This window comes from Nostoc sp. (assembly GCF_036917095.1).
In the GTDB taxonomy this organism is placed as follows: Bacteria; Cyanobacteriota; Cyanobacteriia; order Cyanobacteriales; family Nostocaceae; genus Nostoc.
The window spans coordinates 173,586-195,470 of sequence record NZ_JBALFH010000053.1; the positions used below are offsets into that span (position 1 = coordinate 173,586).

At 41.7% G+C, this 21,885-nt stretch carries 13 protein-coding genes; 6 read left to right on the forward strand and 7 right to left on the reverse strand.

From position 1 onward, the window contains the following. Positions 1 to 11: 11 nt before the first annotated feature. The 6 genes from V7L01_RS31510 to V7L01_RS31535 form a co-directional block, all read right to left on the reverse strand. Positions 12 to 992 carry a magnesium transporter CorA family protein gene (locus tag V7L01_RS31510; protein WP_335041967.1) on the reverse strand — a complete coding sequence of 327 codons (981 nt, stop codon included), beginning with the start codon at positions 990 to 992 and terminating at the stop codon, positions 12 to 14. A 425-nt stretch (positions 993 to 1,417) separates the two neighbouring features. Next, positions 1,418 to 3,475: a tetratricopeptide repeat protein gene (locus tag V7L01_RS31515; protein WP_335041970.1), complete on the reverse strand. Its 2,058-nt coding sequence runs from the start codon at positions 3,473 to 3,475 to the stop codon at positions 1,418 to 1,420. Between the two features lie 246 nt (positions 3,476 to 3,721). Continuing rightward, the gene (locus tag V7L01_RS31520) at positions 3,722 to 5,578 is read right to left on the reverse strand and encodes an aspartate kinase (RefSeq protein ID WP_335041972.1); all 1,857 of its coding nucleotides are present in this window, start codon (positions 5,576 to 5,578) and stop codon (positions 3,722 to 3,724) included. Between the two features lie 708 nt (positions 5,579 to 6,286). Then, positions 6,287 to 8,182, reverse strand: a complete 1,896-nt coding sequence (gene ilvB / locus V7L01_RS31525; RefSeq protein ID WP_335041974.1) for a biosynthetic-type acetolactate synthase large subunit — start codon at positions 8,180 to 8,182, stop codon at positions 6,287 to 6,289. 127 nt (positions 8,183 to 8,309) lie between these two features. Continuing rightward, a complete protein-coding gene (locus V7L01_RS31530; RefSeq protein ID WP_335041977.1) occupies positions 8,310 to 9,587 on the reverse strand; it encodes an MFS transporter in 1,278 nt (425 codons plus the stop codon). 154 nt (positions 9,588 to 9,741) lie between these two features. Continuing rightward, entirely contained in the window at positions 9,742 to 10,335 is a 594-nt protein-coding gene (locus V7L01_RS31535; RefSeq protein ID WP_335041979.1) for a hypothetical protein, read from the reverse strand. 191 nt (positions 10,336 to 10,526) lie between these two features. Here V7L01_RS31535 and V7L01_RS31540 point away from each other — a divergent pair, with 191 nt between their 5' ends. From V7L01_RS31540 to V7L01_RS31550, 3 genes are all read left to right on the forward strand, one after another. Beyond that, on the forward strand, positions 10,527 to 11,084 hold the full coding sequence (locus V7L01_RS31540) for a LemA family protein (RefSeq protein ID WP_335041981.1): 558 nt from the start codon (positions 10,527 to 10,529) through the stop codon (positions 11,082 to 11,084). Positions 11,085 to 11,093: 9 nt separating this feature from the next. Then, the gene (locus tag V7L01_RS31545) at positions 11,094 to 13,103 is read left to right on the forward strand and encodes a DUF3137 domain-containing protein (protein ID WP_335041983.1); all 2,010 of its coding nucleotides are present in this window, start codon (positions 11,094 to 11,096) and stop codon (positions 13,101 to 13,103) included. A gap of 350 nt (positions 13,104 to 13,453) precedes the next feature. After that, positions 13,454 to 14,572 (forward strand): ferrochelatase, encoded by a 1,119-nt coding sequence (locus V7L01_RS31550; protein ID WP_335041986.1) that lies wholly within the window; start codon positions 13,454 to 13,456, stop codon positions 14,570 to 14,572. A gap of 76 nt (positions 14,573 to 14,648) precedes the next feature. Here the strand turns inward: V7L01_RS31550 and V7L01_RS31555 are convergent, their stop codons facing one another. Continuing rightward, positions 14,649 to 15,194, reverse strand: a complete 546-nt coding sequence (locus tag V7L01_RS31555; protein WP_335041988.1) for an NADPH-dependent FMN reductase — start codon at positions 15,192 to 15,194, stop codon at positions 14,649 to 14,651. A 304-nt stretch (positions 15,195 to 15,498) separates the two neighbouring features. On the opposite strand from V7L01_RS31555, the gene ftsH reads away from it, so the two are divergent. The 3 genes from ftsH to V7L01_RS31570 all read left to right on the forward strand — a co-directional run bounded on the left by ftsH (position 15,499) and on the right by V7L01_RS31570 (position 21,835). Beyond that, on the forward strand, positions 15,499 to 17,385 hold the full coding sequence (gene ftsH / locus V7L01_RS31560; protein WP_335041990.1) for an ATP-dependent zinc metalloprotease FtsH: 1,887 nt from the start codon (positions 15,499 to 15,501) through the stop codon (positions 17,383 to 17,385). A gap of 1,302 nt (positions 17,386 to 18,687) precedes the next feature. After that, positions 18,688 to 20,052: an LLM class flavin-dependent oxidoreductase gene (locus V7L01_RS31565; RefSeq protein ID WP_335041992.1), complete on the forward strand. Its 1,365-nt coding sequence runs from the start codon at positions 18,688 to 18,690 to the stop codon at positions 20,050 to 20,052. 244 nt (positions 20,053 to 20,296) lie between these two features. Further along, a complete protein-coding gene (locus V7L01_RS31570; protein ID WP_335041994.1) occupies positions 20,297 to 21,835 on the forward strand; it encodes an amidohydrolase family protein in 1,539 nt (512 codons plus the stop codon). Positions 21,836 to 21,885: the final 50 nt, after the last annotated feature.

Genomic DNA, 21,885 nt, shown 5'->3' on the forward strand with positions numbered 1-21,885 from the left:
CCTAAAATATGTTATAGCCAACGTTGTTTTTTAGCATAAAAAATACTACCAATTACAATTAATACCATCACGCAGACCGCAGCAGGATAAGCTAAAGGTTGATCTAATTCCGGCATATATTTAAAATTCATACCATAGAAACCAGAGATGAAAGTGATTGGTAAGAATATGGTCGAGAGGATAGTCAAGCGATTAATTCGTTCACCAGTTTTGCTAGCAATATTATCGCGTTGAATTTCCATTAATTCTGACATCCAGGCTCTCAGAGCTTGATATTCTTGCCAGAGTTTATCAACGTGATTAACCAATTCTTGATTGAATAATTCTTTCACAGGTTGGGAGAGCCATTGGAAATCTTCGCCGTCCATAATAGCCATAAGTGACTTGATGCTTTGAAAATTACGGCGTCCTGAACGAGAGGATTGCCTCATCGTAGCAATTTTTTGGTATGTAGATTCATCACCAAAGTTATCTAAAACTTCATCTTCTAAATCATCAAGTTTTCTAGAAATATATTCAAATACAGTATGATAATTATTCAAAATCTCTTTAAAAATGAGATAAAAAACATAGTCAATTCTCCACTTTTCAATATCTAGCGTTCGTTTCTGCAAATTATTAACTAAAATATTTAAAGCTTTTAATTCTGTGATTTCAAAGGTGATAATAAAATTATCTCCAAGGACAATATTGCCACGCGCAACCTCAAACTCATGATTTTTTATTTTAGGAGTTAGGATTTCATAGCTGTCAAATAAACAATCTTCTACGTCTTCATCAATTCCTAAAGGGGAATGGTTGAAAATCATATTAACACGAGATGAATTGAGACCAAAGTGCTTGATAATTTTGGCGGTTCCAGTCCGATCGCGGAAGTGAATACAGCGCAACCAAATATTGTGAGAATTATCAATTTTTTTCAGTACCGTATCGACATCCCTACTGGTAAATAATTCCACGTTATTTTGAGAAAAAGTAAGGAGAATTAGCATATATAGCAATCCTATTTGATTCGTGAAAAATATAAAATTTGAAAACGAACCACGTACTCCTACGGAGAAGCAAGCTACGCGAAGCGTCCCGAAGGGAAGGACGCTAAGGACGCATAGGGAAGAAATAAAAGAGAGTGATATATTTTTCACAAGTGATTTAGGACTGCTATAGCCATCCTAATTGAGTCGTGAAAAAACACTGTGACTCATGTTGAGCGATAATTTATTTGACTACAACGACACATAAAATGTCAAAGCTTATGCTTTTGGACGGTGAATAGAGATATTGCAATACGGTTAGTGTTAATGATATTTTACCCCGGAATATCCCCCCAACCTCCCTTAACCCAAGCGTATTCGGGCATCTTAGGCTAATGCTATAAAAAGTATAGTTCTAAAATGGTATTACTGTATTGAGTCATAGCTCAATTTTTTTCTCTTTTTCCAGATTTAGGGCGAGTAGTTGGCGCTGGTGCAGAATTATTTTGCAGAATTGAAATTTCTCTCTGTGCATCTTGATAACTATTTTGTTCTCCTTGCTGTTGGAATAGTTTTGCAGCTTTTTTGAAATCTGCGATCGCACCCTGTTTATTTTTCTGCTTGGTGCGAATCACACCCCGGTTATAGTAGGCTAAGGCATTGTTCGGATTAATTGCGATCGCTCGTGAATAATCCTGATTTGCAGCTTTTTTATTTCCCAGTTCGAGATAGGCGTTACCACGGTTGTTATAAGCTGCTAGATTATTAGGATCGAGTTTTAGCGCTTCGGTGTAATCTTCAATAGCGCCTTTATAATTTCCGAAAGAAAAGCGGTGAATACCTCTGTGAATATAAGCTGCAATAAATTTAGGATCGATCTGTAAAATTTTGTTGTAATTTTCAGTAGCTTCGAGGTTATCTCCCAAATCACTGTAAACATCACCCCGATTAAGATAGGCTTCTATATATTTGGGATTGATATTAATTGCGTCCGTGTAATCTTTAATTGCTATATATTTTTGCTTATTAATAGATTGAGTTAAACCCCTTTGATAATAAGCTTTAGCATCGCTCGGATTAATCTTAATTACTTTATCAAAATCTTGGATTGCTTCTTCTCTAAGTGTGAGGCGACGGCGGAGAATGCCTCGCTGTAAGTAGGCTTCTGTATACTGAGGTTTGAGAGCGATCGCTTTGCTAAAATCTTCAATTGCACCTTTATTATCCTTCAGTTGAGCGCGGGCTAATCCCCGGCCATAGTAAGCATAAGCATTCTCAGAATTTAACTTAATCGCTTCGGTATAGTCAGCGATCGCTTCTTTATATTTACCTAATTCAGAGAAAGCAAATCCTCGATCGAAATAGGCATTAGCATCTTGAGGATTGAGCAAAATGGCTTGGCTAGAGTCTGCTTGTGCTTGCTCGTAGTCTCCTAATCGATAATAAGCATCGCCTCGTCTATTATAAGCCAGAGCGTTTTGCGGATCTAATCCAATAGCCTGATTGAAATCTTCAATTGCTCCTTCATAGTTCCCTGCGTCATATTTATTTAATCCTTCTTGATATAATTGTTTCTCGGCATTACTTACAGGTTTTGGCAACTTCAATTGCCATACTCCAACACCAACTGCAATACAGCCAGCTACCCCCGTTAGAACTAGTAATAATTTTTTATGATGCTGTTTTTGCTGTTCGCGATCGACATTTGTTATCTTTTTTAGATCGTCTAAAACTTCGGTTGCATACTGGTAGCGCTTGCGATAGTCAAAACGCACCATTTTATTAATAATTTTTGCTAATTTTCTATTAACTTTTAGATTTTTGTTCTGCCAAACTATTTCACCCGTCAGTTTATTTTTCTGAGTTCGCAAGTTAGATATTTCGTTTGCTGGTAAACCTAGAAGTGCTGCGATCGCAACAAGACCTAAAGCATATATATCGCTGTTGTATTTGAGGTTACCGTTAACTTGTTCTATAGGTATATATTCGAGATTGTCAGCGGTATTAGTGATGGCTTCATTAAAAGTACCAAAATTAACCAAAACTAACTTTTTATCTGATTCGCGGCGAATAATATTTGCTGGTTTAATATCTCGATGAATCACGCCATAGCTATGTACGATCGCCAAAATTTCTAATATCTCTGATAAAATAATAATAACCTCGTCTTCCCTCAGAGGTTCTGCCTGGATAATTTCGTCAGTTAAAGGATTACCGGGGATGAACTCTTGGACTGTATAAAATTCTTCATTTTCTTCAAAATAAGCAATTAGCTTTTGAATTTTATCGTGTTCCTGCCCTAGTTTCTCTAAAGTTGCTGCCTTACTGGCAAACAAGCGGCGTAGAATTGTTAAAGCTTGAGGATTGCTAGAAGGATATAACTGCTTTACTATAAATTCGCTCCCAGGAAGATTAACATCTTCAACTAGATACGTTTTTCCCTTTTCACCATCATTGAGAACTTTTAGTATTCGATAATGTCCATCTAGGAAATGACTATTCATCAATATAAATATAGTCTGATAAATTGTTCGATTATAGCTTACGTGTTATTAATGTAATGTTAAAAATTAAAGACCTCTTGCATAAATCAAAAATAAGAACCCCACCCCGCCAAAGCTATGCTTTGTCTCCCCTCCCCGCAAGCGAGGAGGGATTGGGGGTGGGGCGTTAGGGACTTTTGCAAGAGGTCTAATGCAAGAATAAAATAGTTGCTATATCCACAACAAAGAGGATGTTAGACTCAGGTTTTACGCTGGGACTACAAATTTCTCGCTACCCGCAAGCCCAAAGGCTGCATGAATGGCTTGCAAAGCTTTAACACCTTGCTCTTGCGTCACGACACAACTAATTTTGATTTCTGAGGTGGCAATCATTTGAATATTGATTTGTTGTTGGGCTAAAGCTTCAAACATTTTAGCGGCAACACCTGGTTGTCCGATCATACCTGCACCGACAATACTTACCTTAGCGATCGCACTATCTAAAACAACTTCGCCCCATCCTAACTCTGCCGCTACTTGGGTAAGCATTTCTCTGGCATTTTCCCCGTCTATTCGCGAGACTGTAAAGGCAATATCTCGCCTGGGAACACCATCAATCACCCGACAGCGCTGAGATTGAATAATCATGTCAACGCTAATATTATGTTTCGCCAACAGTCCAAACAGTTTTGCCGCCATCCCCGGCCGATCTGGCAATTGGCGAATAGCAAGACGCGCTTGGTTCATATCGAGAGCGACACCACGAACGGGAGGACAATTGGGCAGAGGGGCAGAGGGGCGGAGGGGCAGAGGGTAATCTATGCACGCACTCTCCCCTGCTCCCCTGCTCCCCTGCTCCCCTGCCTCGATCTCAAAGGCGCTGCGAAGTGCGTTGACGGCGCGATCGCATTGGTTGGCATCGACTACGCAACTTACTTTCACTTCACTGGTGGATATCATCTGGATGTTTACGCCTGCTTCTGCTAAGGTAGCGAACATCTTCGCAGCTACACCGGGACGCCCAATCATTCCTGCGCCCGCGATGCTGACTTTGGCAATGTTATGTTCTATCATTACCTCGGCTTCGTCAGATTTGGGGTTAGATTGACTCCTCAGTGCTGGGGCGATCGCTGTTGCTACTGCTTCTGCGCGTTTTAATATTGGTGTGGTGACAGTAAAGGCAATGTCATTACTGTTACCTTCATGAACTGACTGAATAATCAAATCTACGTCTACTTTTTGCCGGGAGATTTCGCCAAATAACCTGGCTGCCACGCCTGGTTTATCGGGGACGCGCAACAAAGCAACCTTTGCTTGGTTGGTGTCAAATTCTACATGATCTACGGGACGGGCAATTTCTAAATTAATTAGCGATCGCCCTTGGGGTTTAGTTGATGTCACCCAAGTACCTGGTTGATCCGTCCAACTAGACCTTACTACTAGAGGGACACCATAGTTACGGGCAATTTCCACAGCACGGGGATGCAGCACTTTTGCGCCCAAGCTAGCTAATTCCAACATTTCATCGCAGGTGATGGCATCCATTAACTGGGCTTCGGCAACTAAACGAGGGTCTGTAGTTAAAATCCCTGGAACGTCTGTATAAATTTCGCAAAAATTCGCTCCTAATGCGGCTGCGATCGCCACGGCTGAAGTGTCGGAACCACCACGCCCCAAAGTGGTAATTTCCATCTCTCCGGCGCTGGATATACCTTGAAACCCTGCAACTACAACTACTTTACCTGCATTAATGTGGCGAGTGAGGCGAGTAGTTTCAATATGCAAAATTCGAGCGCGGCTGTGTTCGGCTTCAGTAACAATTCCTACCTGAGCGCCAGTCATAGAAATTGCAGGCTGTCCGAGTTCCTGCAAAGCCATACTGAGTAAGGCAATAGTTACTTGTTCGCCAGTGGAAAGTAGCATATCCATTTCCCGGCGGTTCGGATTTGGAGAAATTTCATTAGCTAGTTTGACGAGTCCATCGGTGGTTTTGCCCATTGCCGAAACCACTACTACCAGAGAGTTTCCAGCTTTAACAGTTTTATAAACACGCTGTGCAACAGCTTGAATACGTTCGACTGAACCGACAGATGTACCACCGTATTTCTGAACTATGAGCGCCATAACTTTTATGCAATCAATTGTGTCTGTTTTGCTCAATGCCCCCGCCGGGTTAGGAAGCCTTGAAGATATTAATAGATATTTAGTTTACTAAAATTTGTGTAGCATACCCAATCATAAGTTGATTATTCAAAAACTACATCTTCGGAAAGTGCTGCCATTGTTTCCTGCCTTGACAACACCATCATTCAAGGCTTTAAGACGAGATAATACAGTTATGAACTCTATTTAAGCGATCGCTTTTCTTTCGGCTCAATAATATACCAAAATGAATGCGTGAATTACTCAAATGAGAAAGCAAACTGGAGTTTGAGAAAGTAAGCTAAAAAACATCTAAATTACATAATCAGATTAAATCAAACTCTTGTGGGGTGGGCATCTTGCCCACCCTAGCTATGCAATTTAAATGTGGAACAGCTTAAAAGCTTATTTTACTTGCGGAAAACACCAAAATGAGAAAGCAAACTGGGGTTTGAGTAAGTAGTAGGGGCGCAAGGCCTTGCTTTTCTATCAAGACATAATAGCTGTTAGATTTCAACAGTCAAAGCGATTTAGTGAATTACTTAGGAAATATCTTTTTATCTCAACCTAATCAGGAAGATTAAGCTATCTCTACGCAAAAGGAAGGGGGGCAGGAATTAGGGGAAATCCTGCATCTTTCTCCCCTTCTCCTTGCTCCCCTACCTCTGCGATCTAAATTATCAAAAAGCGTTACAGCTTTGTGCCACACTCAGCACAGAAGTTGTGGGTAGGAGCATTTTTCGCATCGCAGTGACCACAATACACTGGCTCTGCTGCGGCTTTAGGCGCTTGCTTCTGCAAACCGACCATTTGAGCGTTGCTCTTACCTGGGGCTACCATTGGATAGCAGTTTTCGTCTCTGGTGACGTGGACATTTAAGATAACTGGGCCTTTGTGTGCCAGCATCTCGGCGATCGCATCTTTTAATTGACTGCGATCGCTGATTATCATGCCCTTAATCCCGTAAGCTTTTGCCAATAACTCTACGTCTGGCATCCCTACTTCCATGTTGGAGCATGAATAACGCTCACCATAGAAGGCTTGCTGCCACTGGCGCACCATCCCTTGCCAGCCGTTATTGATGATTATTGTCTTGACATTTATTCCATATTGTGCAAGCGTACCAAGTTCCTGCAAGCACATTTGGAAACTGGCATCACCGCTAATGCAGATGACTTCTTCATCAGGAAACGCCACTTTCGCGCCCATTGCGGCAGGTAAGCCAAAACCCATCGTTCCCAAACCAGCACTAGAAATCCAGCGCCTCGGGCCATTCTTCAGGAATTGTGCTGCCCACATTTGATGCTGTCCTACATCTGTGGTGTAGAAAGCGTTGGGTGCTTGGCTATTGACTTCTACAATTACTTCTTGGGGTGAAATGCTGTCGGCATGGTGCGGCACTATTAGAGGATACTCTTCGCGCCAACGGTTAACTAGATTTAACCATTCTTGGTTTTGATTAGGTGTAGCCTTAACACCTGTTTCTTTGCAGCGACGCAACAAGTCTACTAACACGTTCCGCACATCGCCGACGATGGGCACTTCGGGAATCCGGTTTTTGCCGACTTCTGCCGGATCGATGTCGATGTGAATTACTTTGGCGCGGGAGGCGAATTCATCTAATTTGCCTGTAACGCGATCGTCAAATCTAGCGCCGACGCAAATTAGCAAGTCGCAATCACTAACGGCAAAGTTAGCGTAAGCTGTGCCGTGCATCCCCAACATTCCCAAAGCTAGGGGATGATGTTCGTCAAAGGCACCGATCCCCATTAAGGTTGTGGTGACAGGGATATTGAATAATTCAGCTAGTTCTTTTACTTCTTCATGAGCGCCAGCTGCGATCGCACCACCACCGATATACAGTAGAGGACGGCGACTTTCAGAAATCAACTGGATCGCGGCATTAATTTGCCGGGGATTTCCCTTTACTGTGGGACGATAACCGCGTAACTTCACTGAACCTGGTTTCACAGGCACATAGTCAAATTCTTCTAAAGCTACATCTTTGGGGACATCAATCAAAACTGGCCCCGGACGCCCAGTGCTAGCGATGTGGAACGCTTCGGCGACAATTCGCGCCATATCCTTGGGATCGCGCACTACATAGGAGTGCTTCACGATTGGTAGAGTAATCCCGTAAATATCAGTTTCCTGAAACGCATCTGTACCAATGGAAGCACGTGCTACCTGTCCTGTAACCACAATCATCGGGATCGAATCCATGTAGGCTGTGGCGATACCCGTCACCAAGTTAGTTGCTCCTGGGCCAGAAGTACCAAAGCATACTCCTACTTTCCCTGTGGCACGGGCATAACCATCAGCGGCGTGGGCTGCACCTTGTTCGTGTCTCACGAGAATGTGCTTCATAGCACCAGTTGCTTCCACCTTATACAGGTCGTCGTAAATTGGTAGAATTGCTCCACCAGGATAACCAAAAATATAATCAACGCCGTGGCGATGAAGGCTGTCAAGCAGAGCAAAACCACCTGATGCACGTTTGGGCGCAACTGGCGTACTAGAAGTACGAGACTGTTTGTGATTCTCGATTTGTGGGAGACTAATTTGGGAAGGCGATCGCACGGTCAAACCTCAGACTATAGCTAAAATTAATGCTGAATTCTGTAGTTAAGATTTCATTTTAATTGAAAACTTCAATCAAAATCTTATATCTTTGGATTTTAAATATTTAGGATAGATTTCCATCCTATATCGATTAAATTACGTCTTGCAAGACTCTGCGGGTATTTTTCCAAGCCCAAACACCCACAACTGCAACTACAAGGCTCATTCCTATAAGTACAATTCGCAAGCCAAACTCTTGATTTAACCAGCCTGTAATCGCTAGTGGTGCGGAAAGAGCTATGTTTACAGCATGATTTTGAAACCCAAAGACCTTACCATGCATAATCGGTGGGGTCTGCTGTTGAATGAGAGTTTGCATTGGTACACCAATTAGGGAACCACTCACACCCAGTAAAATACACAATCCGAGTGCTAGTACTTGACTATTGGTAAAGGAAACCAAAGCCAAAATGAGCGCCATACCCAAAAAGCCCATCAAAGGTAAAGGTTTGCGATGTGTTTTCTCGCCCAAATGGCCCAAAATGGCTGCACCTATGACTATACCGATTCCGACTGCGGCGATAAAGCGTCCAGATTGTTTTCCTTGTAAACCAAACTTTTCTGCTAGGGGAAGCGCAAGTACCATCAACGCTGCAAAGACGCAGTATAAAACTGTAGTTTGCAGCATGGCATTTAACACCAAACGGTTTTTCTTGAGGTAGCGTAAGCCTTCTTTAAACTCACCCCAAAGGTCGATGCGATCGCTCAAAGCTTCGCTCGACAATTTTTTTTCTTGAAAGTGAATTGGGAGCATAACTACAGCCGATAACAGGTATAGTAACGCCACCACTAACTCTGGGCCATACTCTTTAGCTATCCCAGTTTCAGCCAAACTCAGCAGCGGATCTCCTAACAAAAAACCGACAATTAAAGCACCCATCATTGTGCTAGTAAACAGTGCATTGGCTGCTATCAAACACTCTCGCCGCACTAGTAAAGGAATCGCAGCTTGTTCGGCTGGGGCAAAAAATTGGGTAACGGTGGAAACCCCAAAGGTGATGAGAAGAAGTATATGAAAATCCCTTGGTAAAAAGGCTAGTCCTACGATCAATAGCCCGCGTAAAATATCAGAGCCTATCATAATCAGCTTTTTTGGTAAGCGATCGACAAATACACCTCCTGCTGAACCAAATAAAACTGCTGGTATAGTAAACGCCACCATCAAAATTGGGTACATCGATTCTTTTCCTACTCCCAAAGGAGGCAAGTAGCTGCTGTTTTTGTCTACTACTAGATCGACCAGCATTAAAAAGAAGACCTTATCTGCTAATTGGGAAACCAGTTGCCCAATCCACAGGAACATAAAACCACGGTTTTTTAGCAGTGCGCCAAACCCGTTATTAACAGCAGCAGGTTCAGTTGGAAACATTAGATACTTTCTTTAGGTAGATGGGGTATTGAGTATGGAGCATGGAACATTGGGCAGAGGGGAGAATAAATACTAACTCCAAACGCCTGTACAGACGCGATTAATCGCGTCTCTCCTCACTCCTAACTCCTGTTTACTTACTCCATTGTCCGGATTAATTTGCTTCATAGCGCTTTAACAGCATAAGCAAAAATTCAGCTGCTGTCAGATAACCTTTGGGCGGAGAAATTCCAATGGAAGAATCTATCCAGCAGCCTTGTACAGTTTGGGGCGATTTCCAAATTGATAAATGATCGACTGCTGGCTCTGCATAAAAGTTATCTTGCCCACTACCTAGCAAACAGGAACTCCAATGAGTGAAATAATCATGGCTTATCCGATGAATAGGAAAATTACCCTGTAGCGGTACTCCCCATCCATCTATAGCAATAAACGCTTTGACACGACCACCCAAGAGTTGCCACAAACGCGCCGCCCCTATTGCCCCTACTACGCCTGCACTAAAGCTTATGAATATAATTGGCGATCTTAAAGAGCCGATCGAGCGATACCTGCGGTGAGCTACGCTAACGCGTAAAAACTGCAAAATATGGAATGGTGATAAAACTAAAAAATCTTTACCGGGATAAACCAGTAGATTTGGAGCGTTAGGAGCGATCGCGCTATTACCAACTACATCTAACAATCCTACTCTAAAGCTTTCAGTTAACTCTGGCTCATGAATTCCAGGGCAAATAATTATACTCATTTTTAACACTACCTTTGATTTTTTGAGTCTTCCCATGTACAGAGCTTTTTCAAAAATCAAGAAATTTATATATCTTACCTTGTTTTTACTGAGTAAATTATAGCCTCTTCATATAATTTTCCGAAAGAACACTATTTTATAAAAGTATTAATTTAGCTTATAAATAATATTAGATTAATCTCCTAAATTAAATGTTTATTTATATTATTGTTTTGATATTTGTATTATTGATTATCTTTGCAAGTCTATACAATAGTTTAATTCAAAAAAAGAATCAAGTTCATAATGCATTTTCTACTGTTGATGTGATTCTGCAAAAAAGAAGCGATTTGATACCTAGACTTGTTACTTTAGCTCAAATGTATATGCAATTTGAGCAAAAAATATTGATAGAAATTAGCAGACTCAGAAGTACAGTAACTTCAAAAAATTTAAGTGACAATAGTCGAGTTTCTGTAGAAAACCAAATTTCGAGAATGTTAAGCAAGATTATAGTACTACTTGAAGCCTATCCCGAATTAAAAACAAACGACCATTTTATCCAATTACAATATTCCTTGAGTGAAGTAGAAGAACAACTTTCTGCGGCTAGAAGATTTTATAACTCTGCTGTAACTGAATATAATAACGCCGTAGAAATGTTTCCGACAAATATAATAGCTTCGTTAATTAAATATAAATCAAAATTGCAGTTTCAAGCTAATACACAAGCAAGAAACAATGTAAATATTGAAATAAACCATAAGTAAGTTAAAAAAATGCCAAAATTTAATTCTGCACAAAATCAGGAATTATTAAATGGAATAGCTAAACTATTACAATATCAAAATTACAATTTAGCACTTCAAGGATTGGAAAAATTCTTCCAAGATAATACAGAAACCAATACAAAAGAATATTTATATGCACGAGTATTGCTTTTAGACGCATACCTCTACAATGGACGCTTTGATAAAGCAATTAACTTATGCCAAGAATTGAGCAACAGCAAACATCAAACAACTCAGATATTAGCACAATACTATCTTGCCGAAATATTTTCAGAAGCTAAACCTACAGAACAAAAATCATCACTAAATTTAACTAAAACTTCACTCACTCCTACACAAGCAAGTGAACTGATAAACACTGGGTATGAAGCTCTTACTAAAAAACGCTATAAAGAAGCAATTCGAGCATTTAAAATTTTCTGCAAAACCGCTTCTCCGGCTACAAAAGAATACTTGCAAGCACACAAATGGCTGATAAAAGCATATCAAGAGAATGGGCAAATTAATCAAGCGATCGCTCTTTGTCAGCAACTTCTGATTAATGAACACGAACCAACGAGAAAATGGGCAAGGCGACTTTTATTTACAGACCTATTTATAGATAATATTGATGTGTCTGAGACTTCACCAAATCCCACTGAATCAGAAGTTAAGCTACAACCACCAAGCGAAACCTTCCCAGAAGAACCCGAACCAGTTATTGAAAAATTTACCCCAAAAACATTAAAGGAATTCAAAGTATTTTGTCAAGAAAATCTCTTGAGTGAATTAAAAACACTTGAAGCTCATAGGAAACAAGTTTTATTATCTATTTTTACTGCTCATCTAGTTTTTTTATCTCTTGCAATTATATTAATTAGGTTTTTTACAGTTATATCTCCTTTTATTAAAGTTTCTAGCGAAACTAGTTTGTATTTTAAAGTTGGATCTGAATTAATAATATTAATACCATTTGGATTTATCATTTTCTTTTTCTGTTATTTATTAGTCTTTTTATTCCTTTTTTGGGCTTGGATAATTTTTTATAGTGCAGCATTTGAAACATTTTCTAGCCCATATAAATCAAAAATACCCGAAAATATATTCAATTTTATTCATGAAAAAGAAACATTAAAGTATATAAATCATTCTTCACCTATAGATATTAAAAATATTACAGATAGCTTCAACCGCAGCCAATTGTTTCAAGGAATTATAAAATCAAATAACATTATACAAAATGATTATATTTATGGCAGAATCAATGGTATTAATATCTACTTTTCTAATATTCGCGCAGAATCACAATTGAAACACTCTTGGATAAATCCTCTAGATATTCCATTAGGTACAACTTTGCAAGAGGACATAACTTATTCAAATTGGTATTTATTGTATCATCTTACTATTATTCCATCATTTATATTTTATGTATTTTTTTTAATTGTTAGATTAATAAAAATAATTCCATATATATTTGGCAGTATTTTGCAAGGTAAAAATATTGAATATAAGAAATTTGAAGCTGAAGTTTTTAGAAATCAATTTACCCGCGCAAGTGTAGTCTTCAAAGGATTATTTTTTAAAGCTAAATTTAATAAAAATCTCCGAACTGTTACAATCGTTCAGCCAAAATTTATTAATGCTAATATTCATACTATTAGTCTTGCTAAAAAACAGGTAATTAAATTAGAAGATCCAGAATTTTCTAACCTATTCACTGTTTATGGCGATGACCAAATAGAAGCACGTTATGTCTTGTCTACTAGTTTAATGGATAAGATAGTAACCTTTCGCAAGAAAACAAACAGAAATATTTATATTTCCTTTGTTGATGACATGATATACATAGCCCTTGAAGAACCAGTAGAAAATAATATATTTGAGCCTAATCTATTTACAAATATGTTAAAGTTTGCACCTTTAAGAGAATATTTTGAAACTCTCAACTTGATGTTGGGAATTGTTGAAGATTTAAATCTGGATAGACACATTTGGCCAAAAACTGCACCAAATTAATTTCACTGATAATGCAGCTTTTTGGCACGTGAACCGCTTTCGCTATTCCAGCGATATAGCAGATGGCGTATTGGTTCAATTTTCCGTACCTAATGCCCCACGTAAGTTTTGTATCTCAGAAATTACGCAAAATACCTTTCAAACTCTTACTACTCCGTATTCTCTGCGTCTCTGTGGTTCGATTTTCCCCGATCTATGCGTAAGTCTTGTATGTCTTTTGATGTATTATTCTGATTTTTCCACCTATCCTATCCCCCTGGATGGGATAATAAGTTAATAGTGGGGAAAATGTGCAAACTATTCTCTGACTCCAAATCTCTCTGCACTTTGGTTATATTGAGGAACTGATTGTGGTTGCCACGCCGGAAAAAGTACAACACACTCACGAGCATCTATCAGGTAAAGACCGTGTAGCCGTACTGCTTATGGGCTACGGCGAAGTCGAAAGCTACGAAGATTTCGCCAACTATAACGAACAGGCTTTAAATCTACTGACAGCAAAATTTGCACCAGTGCCAACCTGGATTTATCCCCCCTTGGCAAAGCTTTTGGCGCTATTTGACCGCCATGAGTGGGGACACACACACCACGATTTTATTTCCCCGCATAACGCCATCTTTGAACAGCAGCGGGCTGGGATTGAGAAGAATTTACAAGAAAAATGGGGCGATAAGGTTCAAGTTTTCAAAGCTTTCAACTTCTGCGCCCCTTTCTTACCCAATCAAGTCTTGGCAGAAATCAAAAACCAAGGCTTTGAGAAGCTGCTAATTTACCCACTGCTGGTTGTTGATTCTATTTTTACTAGTGGGATTGCGATCGAGCAAGTTAACAACGCTCTCGTTGAGTTGGCTGATGGTGAAGAACATTGGGTTAAAGCACAGCGCTACATTCCTTCTTTCTTCAACGAACCAGCTTATATCGATTTGATGGCTCATCTGGTTGAGGAGAAAATTGCTGAGTTAGCCGGAGCTTATCTACCTTCTCAAATCGGCATTGTGCTAATGAATCACGGCTGTCCCCATAAAGCTAAAGGCTTTACTTCTGGGATTGCCGAAAGTGAAGCAATGTACGAGTTAGTTCGGGAAAAGTTGATTAACCGCTATCCTTTAATCTCCGTGGGTTGGCTCAATCATGACACACCCTTAATTGATTGGACACAGCCAAACGCCGAGCAAGCTGCAAATAACCTGATTCAATTGGGTGCAAAAGTGGTAATTTTTATGCCAATTGGCTTTGCCACAGAAAACCACGAAACTTTATTGGATGTACACCACATCATCCATGCTTTGGAAAAACAGCATCCTGGTACGAACTACGTGCAAATGGCTTGCGTCAACGACCATCCAGAATTTTTGGCTATGGTGGCGCAATGGGCTGATGCTCATATTGCAGAGCTGTTGTCAGAGCAAACTTTGGCAGTTAATCCCCAACAAGCTGGGGATCATCATCACCACCACCATCATCATTAACGTGCCTCTTTGAGGGAGGCGCACGAAGATCGTTAAGTTTAGTTTTGTAGATGGGCACATCTGTGCCCACCTACAACTAATTCACGCCCCGCAGCTTGCGAGTATTATCAACTAAACTCTGAGCAAACTGATCGAATCTTTGAGAGAGTTTCTCATCTACTAGCTTGCCTTCAGGACTGAAAGCACCCCAAGCTTGTCCGATCGCAATTTGTTCTGGAATTACCCAACCATGTACCCAGCGGACAATTAGCCGTAGGTCATTTAAAGCATTACTATTAGACTGACCACCCAAGACACTAATTAATCCTGTCACTTTATCAGACAGTTGCTCAAAACTCATCAAATCCAAGGCATTTTTCAGGACACCACTAACACCACCATGATACTCAGGTGTCGCTAAAATTAACCCATCGGCGCGACTGACTGTATCTTGCAACCGCTGAACATCTGGATACTCTGGATACTCCTTTGCGCCAGTGCAAAACGGTAGCTGCAACTGCCGTAAATCGAGAATTTCTACCTCTGCACCCACAGCTTCAACCCTTTGCACTGCTACTTCTAAAGCAAGCTGGGTATAGGAGTTGGGTCTTAAACTACCACCAATGCCAACAATTTTTACCATAATTAACCCATAAACTATTAACTAACTACTATCACCAGATTTTTTTTGATAAACGGAATCGTTATGACTATGCTTATCTTAGCGATTTGTGTTCAAATGTGTCAAATTAAAATCTCCACCAGGAGGCAGAAAAATTACCCAGGTTGCTCAACTTCATGTAATAGCCGGAAGAAATTTGGGAATGGTTTTGTGTGGAAGTTAGACTAGATAAGAAAAGTGTAATTTCCAGTTATTACAATTTTTGCTAGAAGAATAGGCATAAAACCATAGCTCAAATTGTGCCAGCAGACAAAGGGTAACTATTATGACAAATTTGGGAAAAAAAGCATTGATAAAAGGGCAGTCCTCAAAGCGCGTTGCTTGGGTTGGTGCGATCGCAGCTAGTTTGATTATGCTGCCAGGAATTTTTGGAAGTACTCCTGTCTTGGCACAAAAAGCAGAGACCACCTCTCTAAACTATGGCGACTTGATCAAGAAAGCGAAGGCGGGAGAAATCCAAAAAGTAGAGCTTGACGAAACCGAACAGATAGCGAGGGTTTATCTCAAGGGGCAAAAGGATGACACGCCACCGCAACAGGTGAGACTTCTGGCACAAAACACAGAGTTAATTAACATACTCAAAGATAAGAATGTTGATTTTGGCGAAGTTTCCTCTGCTAACAGTCGAGCTGCTGTTGGGTTGTTGATCAATCTCATGTGGATTTTGCCACTGCTGGCTTTAATGCTATTGTTCCTCCGTCGCTCTACTAATGCTTCTAGCCAAGCGATGAATTTCGGCAAATCTAGAGCTCGCTTCCAAATGGAGGCAAAAACTGGAGTGAAATTTGAAGATGTAGCCGGGGTTGAAGAAGCGAAAGAAGAACTTGAAGAAGTTGTTACTTTCCTGAAACAGCCAGAAAGATTTACCGCTGTAGGCGCACGTATTCCCAAAGGAGTGCTGTTAATTGGCCCTCCAGGTACAGGTAAAACTTTACTAGCAAAAGCGATCGCAGGTGAAGCAGGTGTACCATTCTTCAGTATTTCCGGTTCGGAATTTGTGGAAATGTTCGTTGGTGTGGGTGCATCTCGCGTGCGCGACCTCTTCAAGAAAGCGAAAGACAATGCCCCTTGCCTAATATTTATTGATGAAATTGACGCAGTAGGTAGACAACGGGGCGCTGGTATCGGTGGCGGTAACGACGAGCGCGAACAAACCCTCAACCAACTGCTCACCGAAATGGATGGTTTTGAAGGTAACACAGGCATCATTATTATTGCTGCCACTAACCGCCCAGATGTTTTAGATGCAGCGCTGCTCAGACCAGGACGCTTTGACAGACAAGTGATGGTAGATGCACCGGATCTTAAAGGGCGACTGGAGATTTTGAAAGTCCACGCGCGGAATAAAAAAATCGATCCTAGCGTATCATTAGAAGCGATCGCTCGCCGCACTCCTGGTTTTACTGGCGCAGATTTAGCCAACTTACTCAACGAAGCCGCCATTCTCACTGCTAGGAGGCGCAAAGAAGCTGTCACCCTTTTAGAAATTGATGCTGCTGTAGATCGAGTTGTTGCAGGTATGGAAGGTACTGCCTTGGTAGACAGCAAGAGCAAGCGCTTAATTGCCTATCATGAAGTTGGACATGCCTTAGTGGGCACATTGCTCAAAGACCATGACCCTGTGCAGAAAGTTACACTCATCCCACGCGGACAAGCGCTAGGATTAACTTGGTTTACTCCCAACGAAGAACAGGGGTTAATTTCGCGTTCCCAACTCAAATCCAGAATTACTGCTACTTTGGGTGGTCGCGCCGCCGAGGAAATCGTTTTTGGTAAGCCAGAAGTGACCACAGGTGCAAGCAATGACTTGCAACAGGTTACAGGGATGGCACGGCAGATGGTAACACGGTTCGGGATGTCAGAATTAGGCCCGTTATCCCTAGAAAATCAGAGTGGAGAAGTATTTTTGGGACGCGACTGGATGAATAAATCAGACTATTCTGAGGAAATTGCCGCCAAAATTGATTCGCAGGTGCGTGAAATTGTTAACACTTCCTACATCAAGGCAAAAGAACTGTTGCAAGAAAACCGCATAGTTTTGGAGCGTTTAGTAGATTTGCTAGCAGAACAGGAGACTATCGAAGGTGATTCATTCCGCAAAATTGTTGCCGATCATACCCAAGTAGCGGATGCAAAATTGGCTGTAAGCTAATTGCCCAGAATATAAATTAACAATTACTTAAAAGCCCGGTTTTGATAAAGAAGCCGGGTTTTTTTTACCCTTAAATTTCAGATTAATCGCTCGCAAACTGTTGAGACGATTAATAATCCTTTTTTGCTCACTTAGTACAGCTTGGCTCAACTCCAGCTACCATCTCAATTAACCAGATAAGACAAGGGGATTTTGCGCCTTGTTCAAGGTAGGCAAACTTCCGCCACAGTATACTAAGCTAAAAAACATTTAAATTGCATAATCAGATTAAATCAAAATCTTGTGGGGTGGGCATCTTGCCCGCCCTAGTTATGCAATTTAAATGTGGAACAGCTTAGTGGTCTGTCAGGCGAAGTTTGAAGAATAAAGGAACGAACCGCGAAGACGCGAAGTACACAAAGGAAGAAGGAAAGAAGAGAAATTGAAAAATTTATCTACTCGTCAAAGTTGACTTGCCAGACTACTAGTTGCTTTCCATTCTTTTTTAAGTAAGTCGGCACAATAAAACCAAACTGTATGAAGAAAAGTAAATAAAACTCAAACCCTCTTTCCCCCTGCTCCCTGCCCCCTGCCTTATCTCAACGATAATTATTTACGCCGACCTACTTATCTCCGTAGACTGACAGCATTAACATTGCATATTACGCCACTTCATGTTACATGTGCAACGTCATTTTTTGGGTGTGCTGCGATCGAGATGATAGTAAGCAATCAGTTTGCAATACTTAATGTTAGAAATACTAATAATTAGTAGTTCATGATATTGTGATCGTCAGTACATATTTTTTTGTATGCATCGTGTAAACTCTATCTGCGGAGTAAGATTGCTACATAAATTTATGATAATTCGAGCGCCAAGCAGCAGCATCAATAGTTTTGCTGTGGTATTAACCTGACTTAAAGTTCGGTTATTTCATTCCTTCTAGAGCAACTAGTAGGCAACTGAAGCGCAAATTTAGTTGTTGAGAAAGCATTCCATTATTACATTCAGTGTCTAGCAACAGGTGAATACCTAAGAGTCAGACACGAGTACTTCAAAGCCTTATGGGGAAAGTATTTTATCGAGCTGCTATGCGAGTATTTTCTGGGCGGATGTCAGCGGTTGAAAGCAAACATATTGTTGTCTTCTCATCAGACACTTGCCAGCTAACCATAAGGGTTTGACCAAAATGTGTCAGGCATTTGAGCAGTTAGGAATAAGCCAAGCGATCGCACTAGCAGTGAAAGTAATAGCTGACGTTACATAAAAAGCCATTAGCTATACGCAAATCAGCAATCACACTATAGAAAAGAAAAAAGCATATGAGTAGAACACGCAAATTTCGTTTAGGTGCATTCATTCAAGCTACCGGACACCATATCTCTTCTTGGCGACACCCCGATTCACAAGCAGATGCTGGATTGAATTTCGAGCATTACAAGGAAATTACCCAAACTGCCCAACGCGGCTTGTTCGATGCAGTTTTTCTAGCAGATAGCCCAGGAGTCTGGGGTGGCTCTCCAGAAAGTCAGTATCGCAACGGTAAAATCGCCCATTTCGAGCCGGTCACTCTTTTCTCGGCTTTGTCCTCCGTTACCAAAAATATCGGCTTCATTTCTACCGCCTCGACTACTTATGAAGAACCCTACACCTTGGCGCGGAAGTTTGCCTCGTTGGACTACTTGAGTAACGGTCGGGCAGGCTGGAATGTCGTCACCACAGGTAATGAGAACGCCGCTCGTAATTTCGGGCTTGAGCATCACCCGGAACATAGCCAGCGTTATGAACGCGCTGAAGAGTTTGTGGAAGTAGTGAAAGGATTATGGGATAGCTGGGAAGACGATGCTTTCATCCGTGACAAAGAATCTGGTGTCTATTTCGATCCAGACAAATTGCATACACTCAACCATAAAGGCAAATATTTTTCTGTTCAAGGCCCTTTAAACGTCGGTCGTCCGCCTCAAGGCTACCCCGTGATTGTTCAGGCTGGAGCCTCGGAATCTGGACGGGACTTAGCTGCACGCACCGCCGAAGTGATTTTCACCGCCAATCAAACCCTAGCTGATGCCCAAGAATTTTATGCTGATGTGAAAGGGAGATTAGCACAATATGGGCGATCGCCAGATGATTTAAAAATCATGCCTGGTGCTTTCCCAATCATTGGCCGTACCGAAGCAGAAGCTCAAGAGAAGTACGAATTTCTGCAATCGCTAATTCATCCCGATGTCGCATGGGGGATTTTAAAGAACTATTACAAAGGTGTGGATTTATCTAAATATTCTTTAGATGATTTGGCTCCCGAACTACCTAGCGACACCAACACCAACAAGAGCCGTCTCAAACTAGTCAGGGATTTGGCTACTCGTGGAACTCTCACACTGCGCCAGTTGTATCTCTCTCTTGCCACCGCACGAGGACATCGCACCATACTTGGTACTCCCGAAACCATTGCCGATCAGCTAGAAGAATGGTTTAACAACGGTGCAGCAGATGGCTTTAATATCATGCCGCCAATCCTCCCCACAGGATTAGATGACTTCGTTAACCTAGTCGTTCCTGTCCTCCAGAAACGCGGACTGTTCCGTACCGAATACGAAGGCAGTACCTTGCGTGAAAACCTGGGATTGCGTCGTCCGGACAATCGTTTTACCGCTAAACAAGTGGATGAGAGATTGGTGTTGGCATAAATGACTTTTAATATCTGCACTGTGCTTAAGCAGCCCACCTTCTGTAGATCGCCGCCCTATAGAACCTGAAGATCGTAGCCGAAGTGGCACAAAATATGCTTATTTCCTTGCCTTTTTCTTTGCGATCGCAGTCGCTACAACGGTGAGGTAGTTTGTCGTGCGGCTTTGCAGACATGGACTAACACAAATTAACCAGCATCCAACGCTGCTGGAAAAACCCTGTAATTTTTTGAAGGAAAAAAACATGAGTGAATATAGCCGATTAAAGACCTCACGCTCCGCCGCAATTAGAGCAACCCTTGATTATCCGGTAATTGACACCGATGTTCATACGAATGATTTCACTCCAGCGTTTGAGGATTACATCGCCAATTACGGCGGCGTGAAACTCGTAGACGAACTACGTAAGACGGAATCCTCTCGTCTTAACTCCAAGAGCAACGGTAAAGATTGGTATCAACAAACCCCTGAAGAACGTCACTACAACCGCACAATCCGATCGCCTTGGTGGGCCAGAGTGACCAAAAACACACTGGATCTCGCCACTTACACCCTCCCCGGACTGCTCTATGAGCGTCAAGCGGAGCAAGGGTCAGACTATTCGGTACTATTTCCCAACAATGTTTTGGCACCTGCTGGAGCTAGTGCAGAGAACCGTCAGGCACTGCAACGTGCAGTCAATCACTATCATGCCGATATCTACCGGAAATATAGCGATCGCCTGACACCGGTAGCTGGCATCCCCTTAACTACTCCCCAAGAAGGCATTGAGGAGCTAGAATTTGCTGTGAAAACACTGGGATTAAAGGTTATTAATATCACTGGAGGTGTGAAGCGGCCGATTAAAGCGATCGCGGATAAATATCCAGCCGATAAATTTCCCGAAATCGCCAAGTATGCATCTTATATCGACTTTTACGGACTGGATAGTGAATACGATTACGATCCCTTCTGGGCCAAAGTCGTGGAACTGGGCGTACCCGTCACCACCCATTACGGCAGTCAGGGTTGGACTGGGCGCTCCTCTATTAGTAACTACATGAACAATCACATCGGCCACTTCGCCGATGGTTCAGAAGCCTTTGCTAAAGCATTGTTCTTCGGTGGTGTTACCAAGCGTTTTCCCCAGTTGCGAGTAGCTATGCTGGAAGGTGGTGCAGCTTGGGGTGCCAACGTCTACATTCATCTGGTGGATCGCTTCTCTAAGCGCAATTTGAAGGCACTGCAAAACTACAATCCAGCGCTGACGAATGCCGATGATCTGTTTGAGATATTTGAGCGTTACGGTGCGGAAATTACTCAAGGGCATTCCCTCGATAAAGATGAATTAACCAAGACTGTACTCGGATCTTCATTCAACCGTCACAGCCGTGCGCCGATTGGTAGCGAATTGGAAGATTTTGCCGCAGCAGGCATTGAAACAACCGAAGACATCCGCGATCGCTGGGTGAATAGTTTCTTCTTTGGTTCCGAGTCCGACGATCGCACTATCGCTACGGCATTCAACGACAAAGCCAATCCCTTGGGAGTCAAAATCAACGCGATCTATTCTTCCGATGTTGGTCACTGGGATGTACCAGACTTGACTGCCCCCTTAGCTGAAAGTTGGGATTTGGTTCAAGAAGGCGTTATTTCCGAAGCTGACTTCAAATCCTATGTATTCGCTAACCCCTACAAGTTTTACACCCAAGCTAACCCCGAATTTTTCAAGGGGACTGCGATCGAATCCAAGGTAGGTAATACCGAATTTAAACAAGTGGATAAGAGCCTGGTAGTGGCTTAATCCGGGAAGGGGAAGAATAAAAGGTTTTTCCCTGCCGCTTCCTTCTTCCC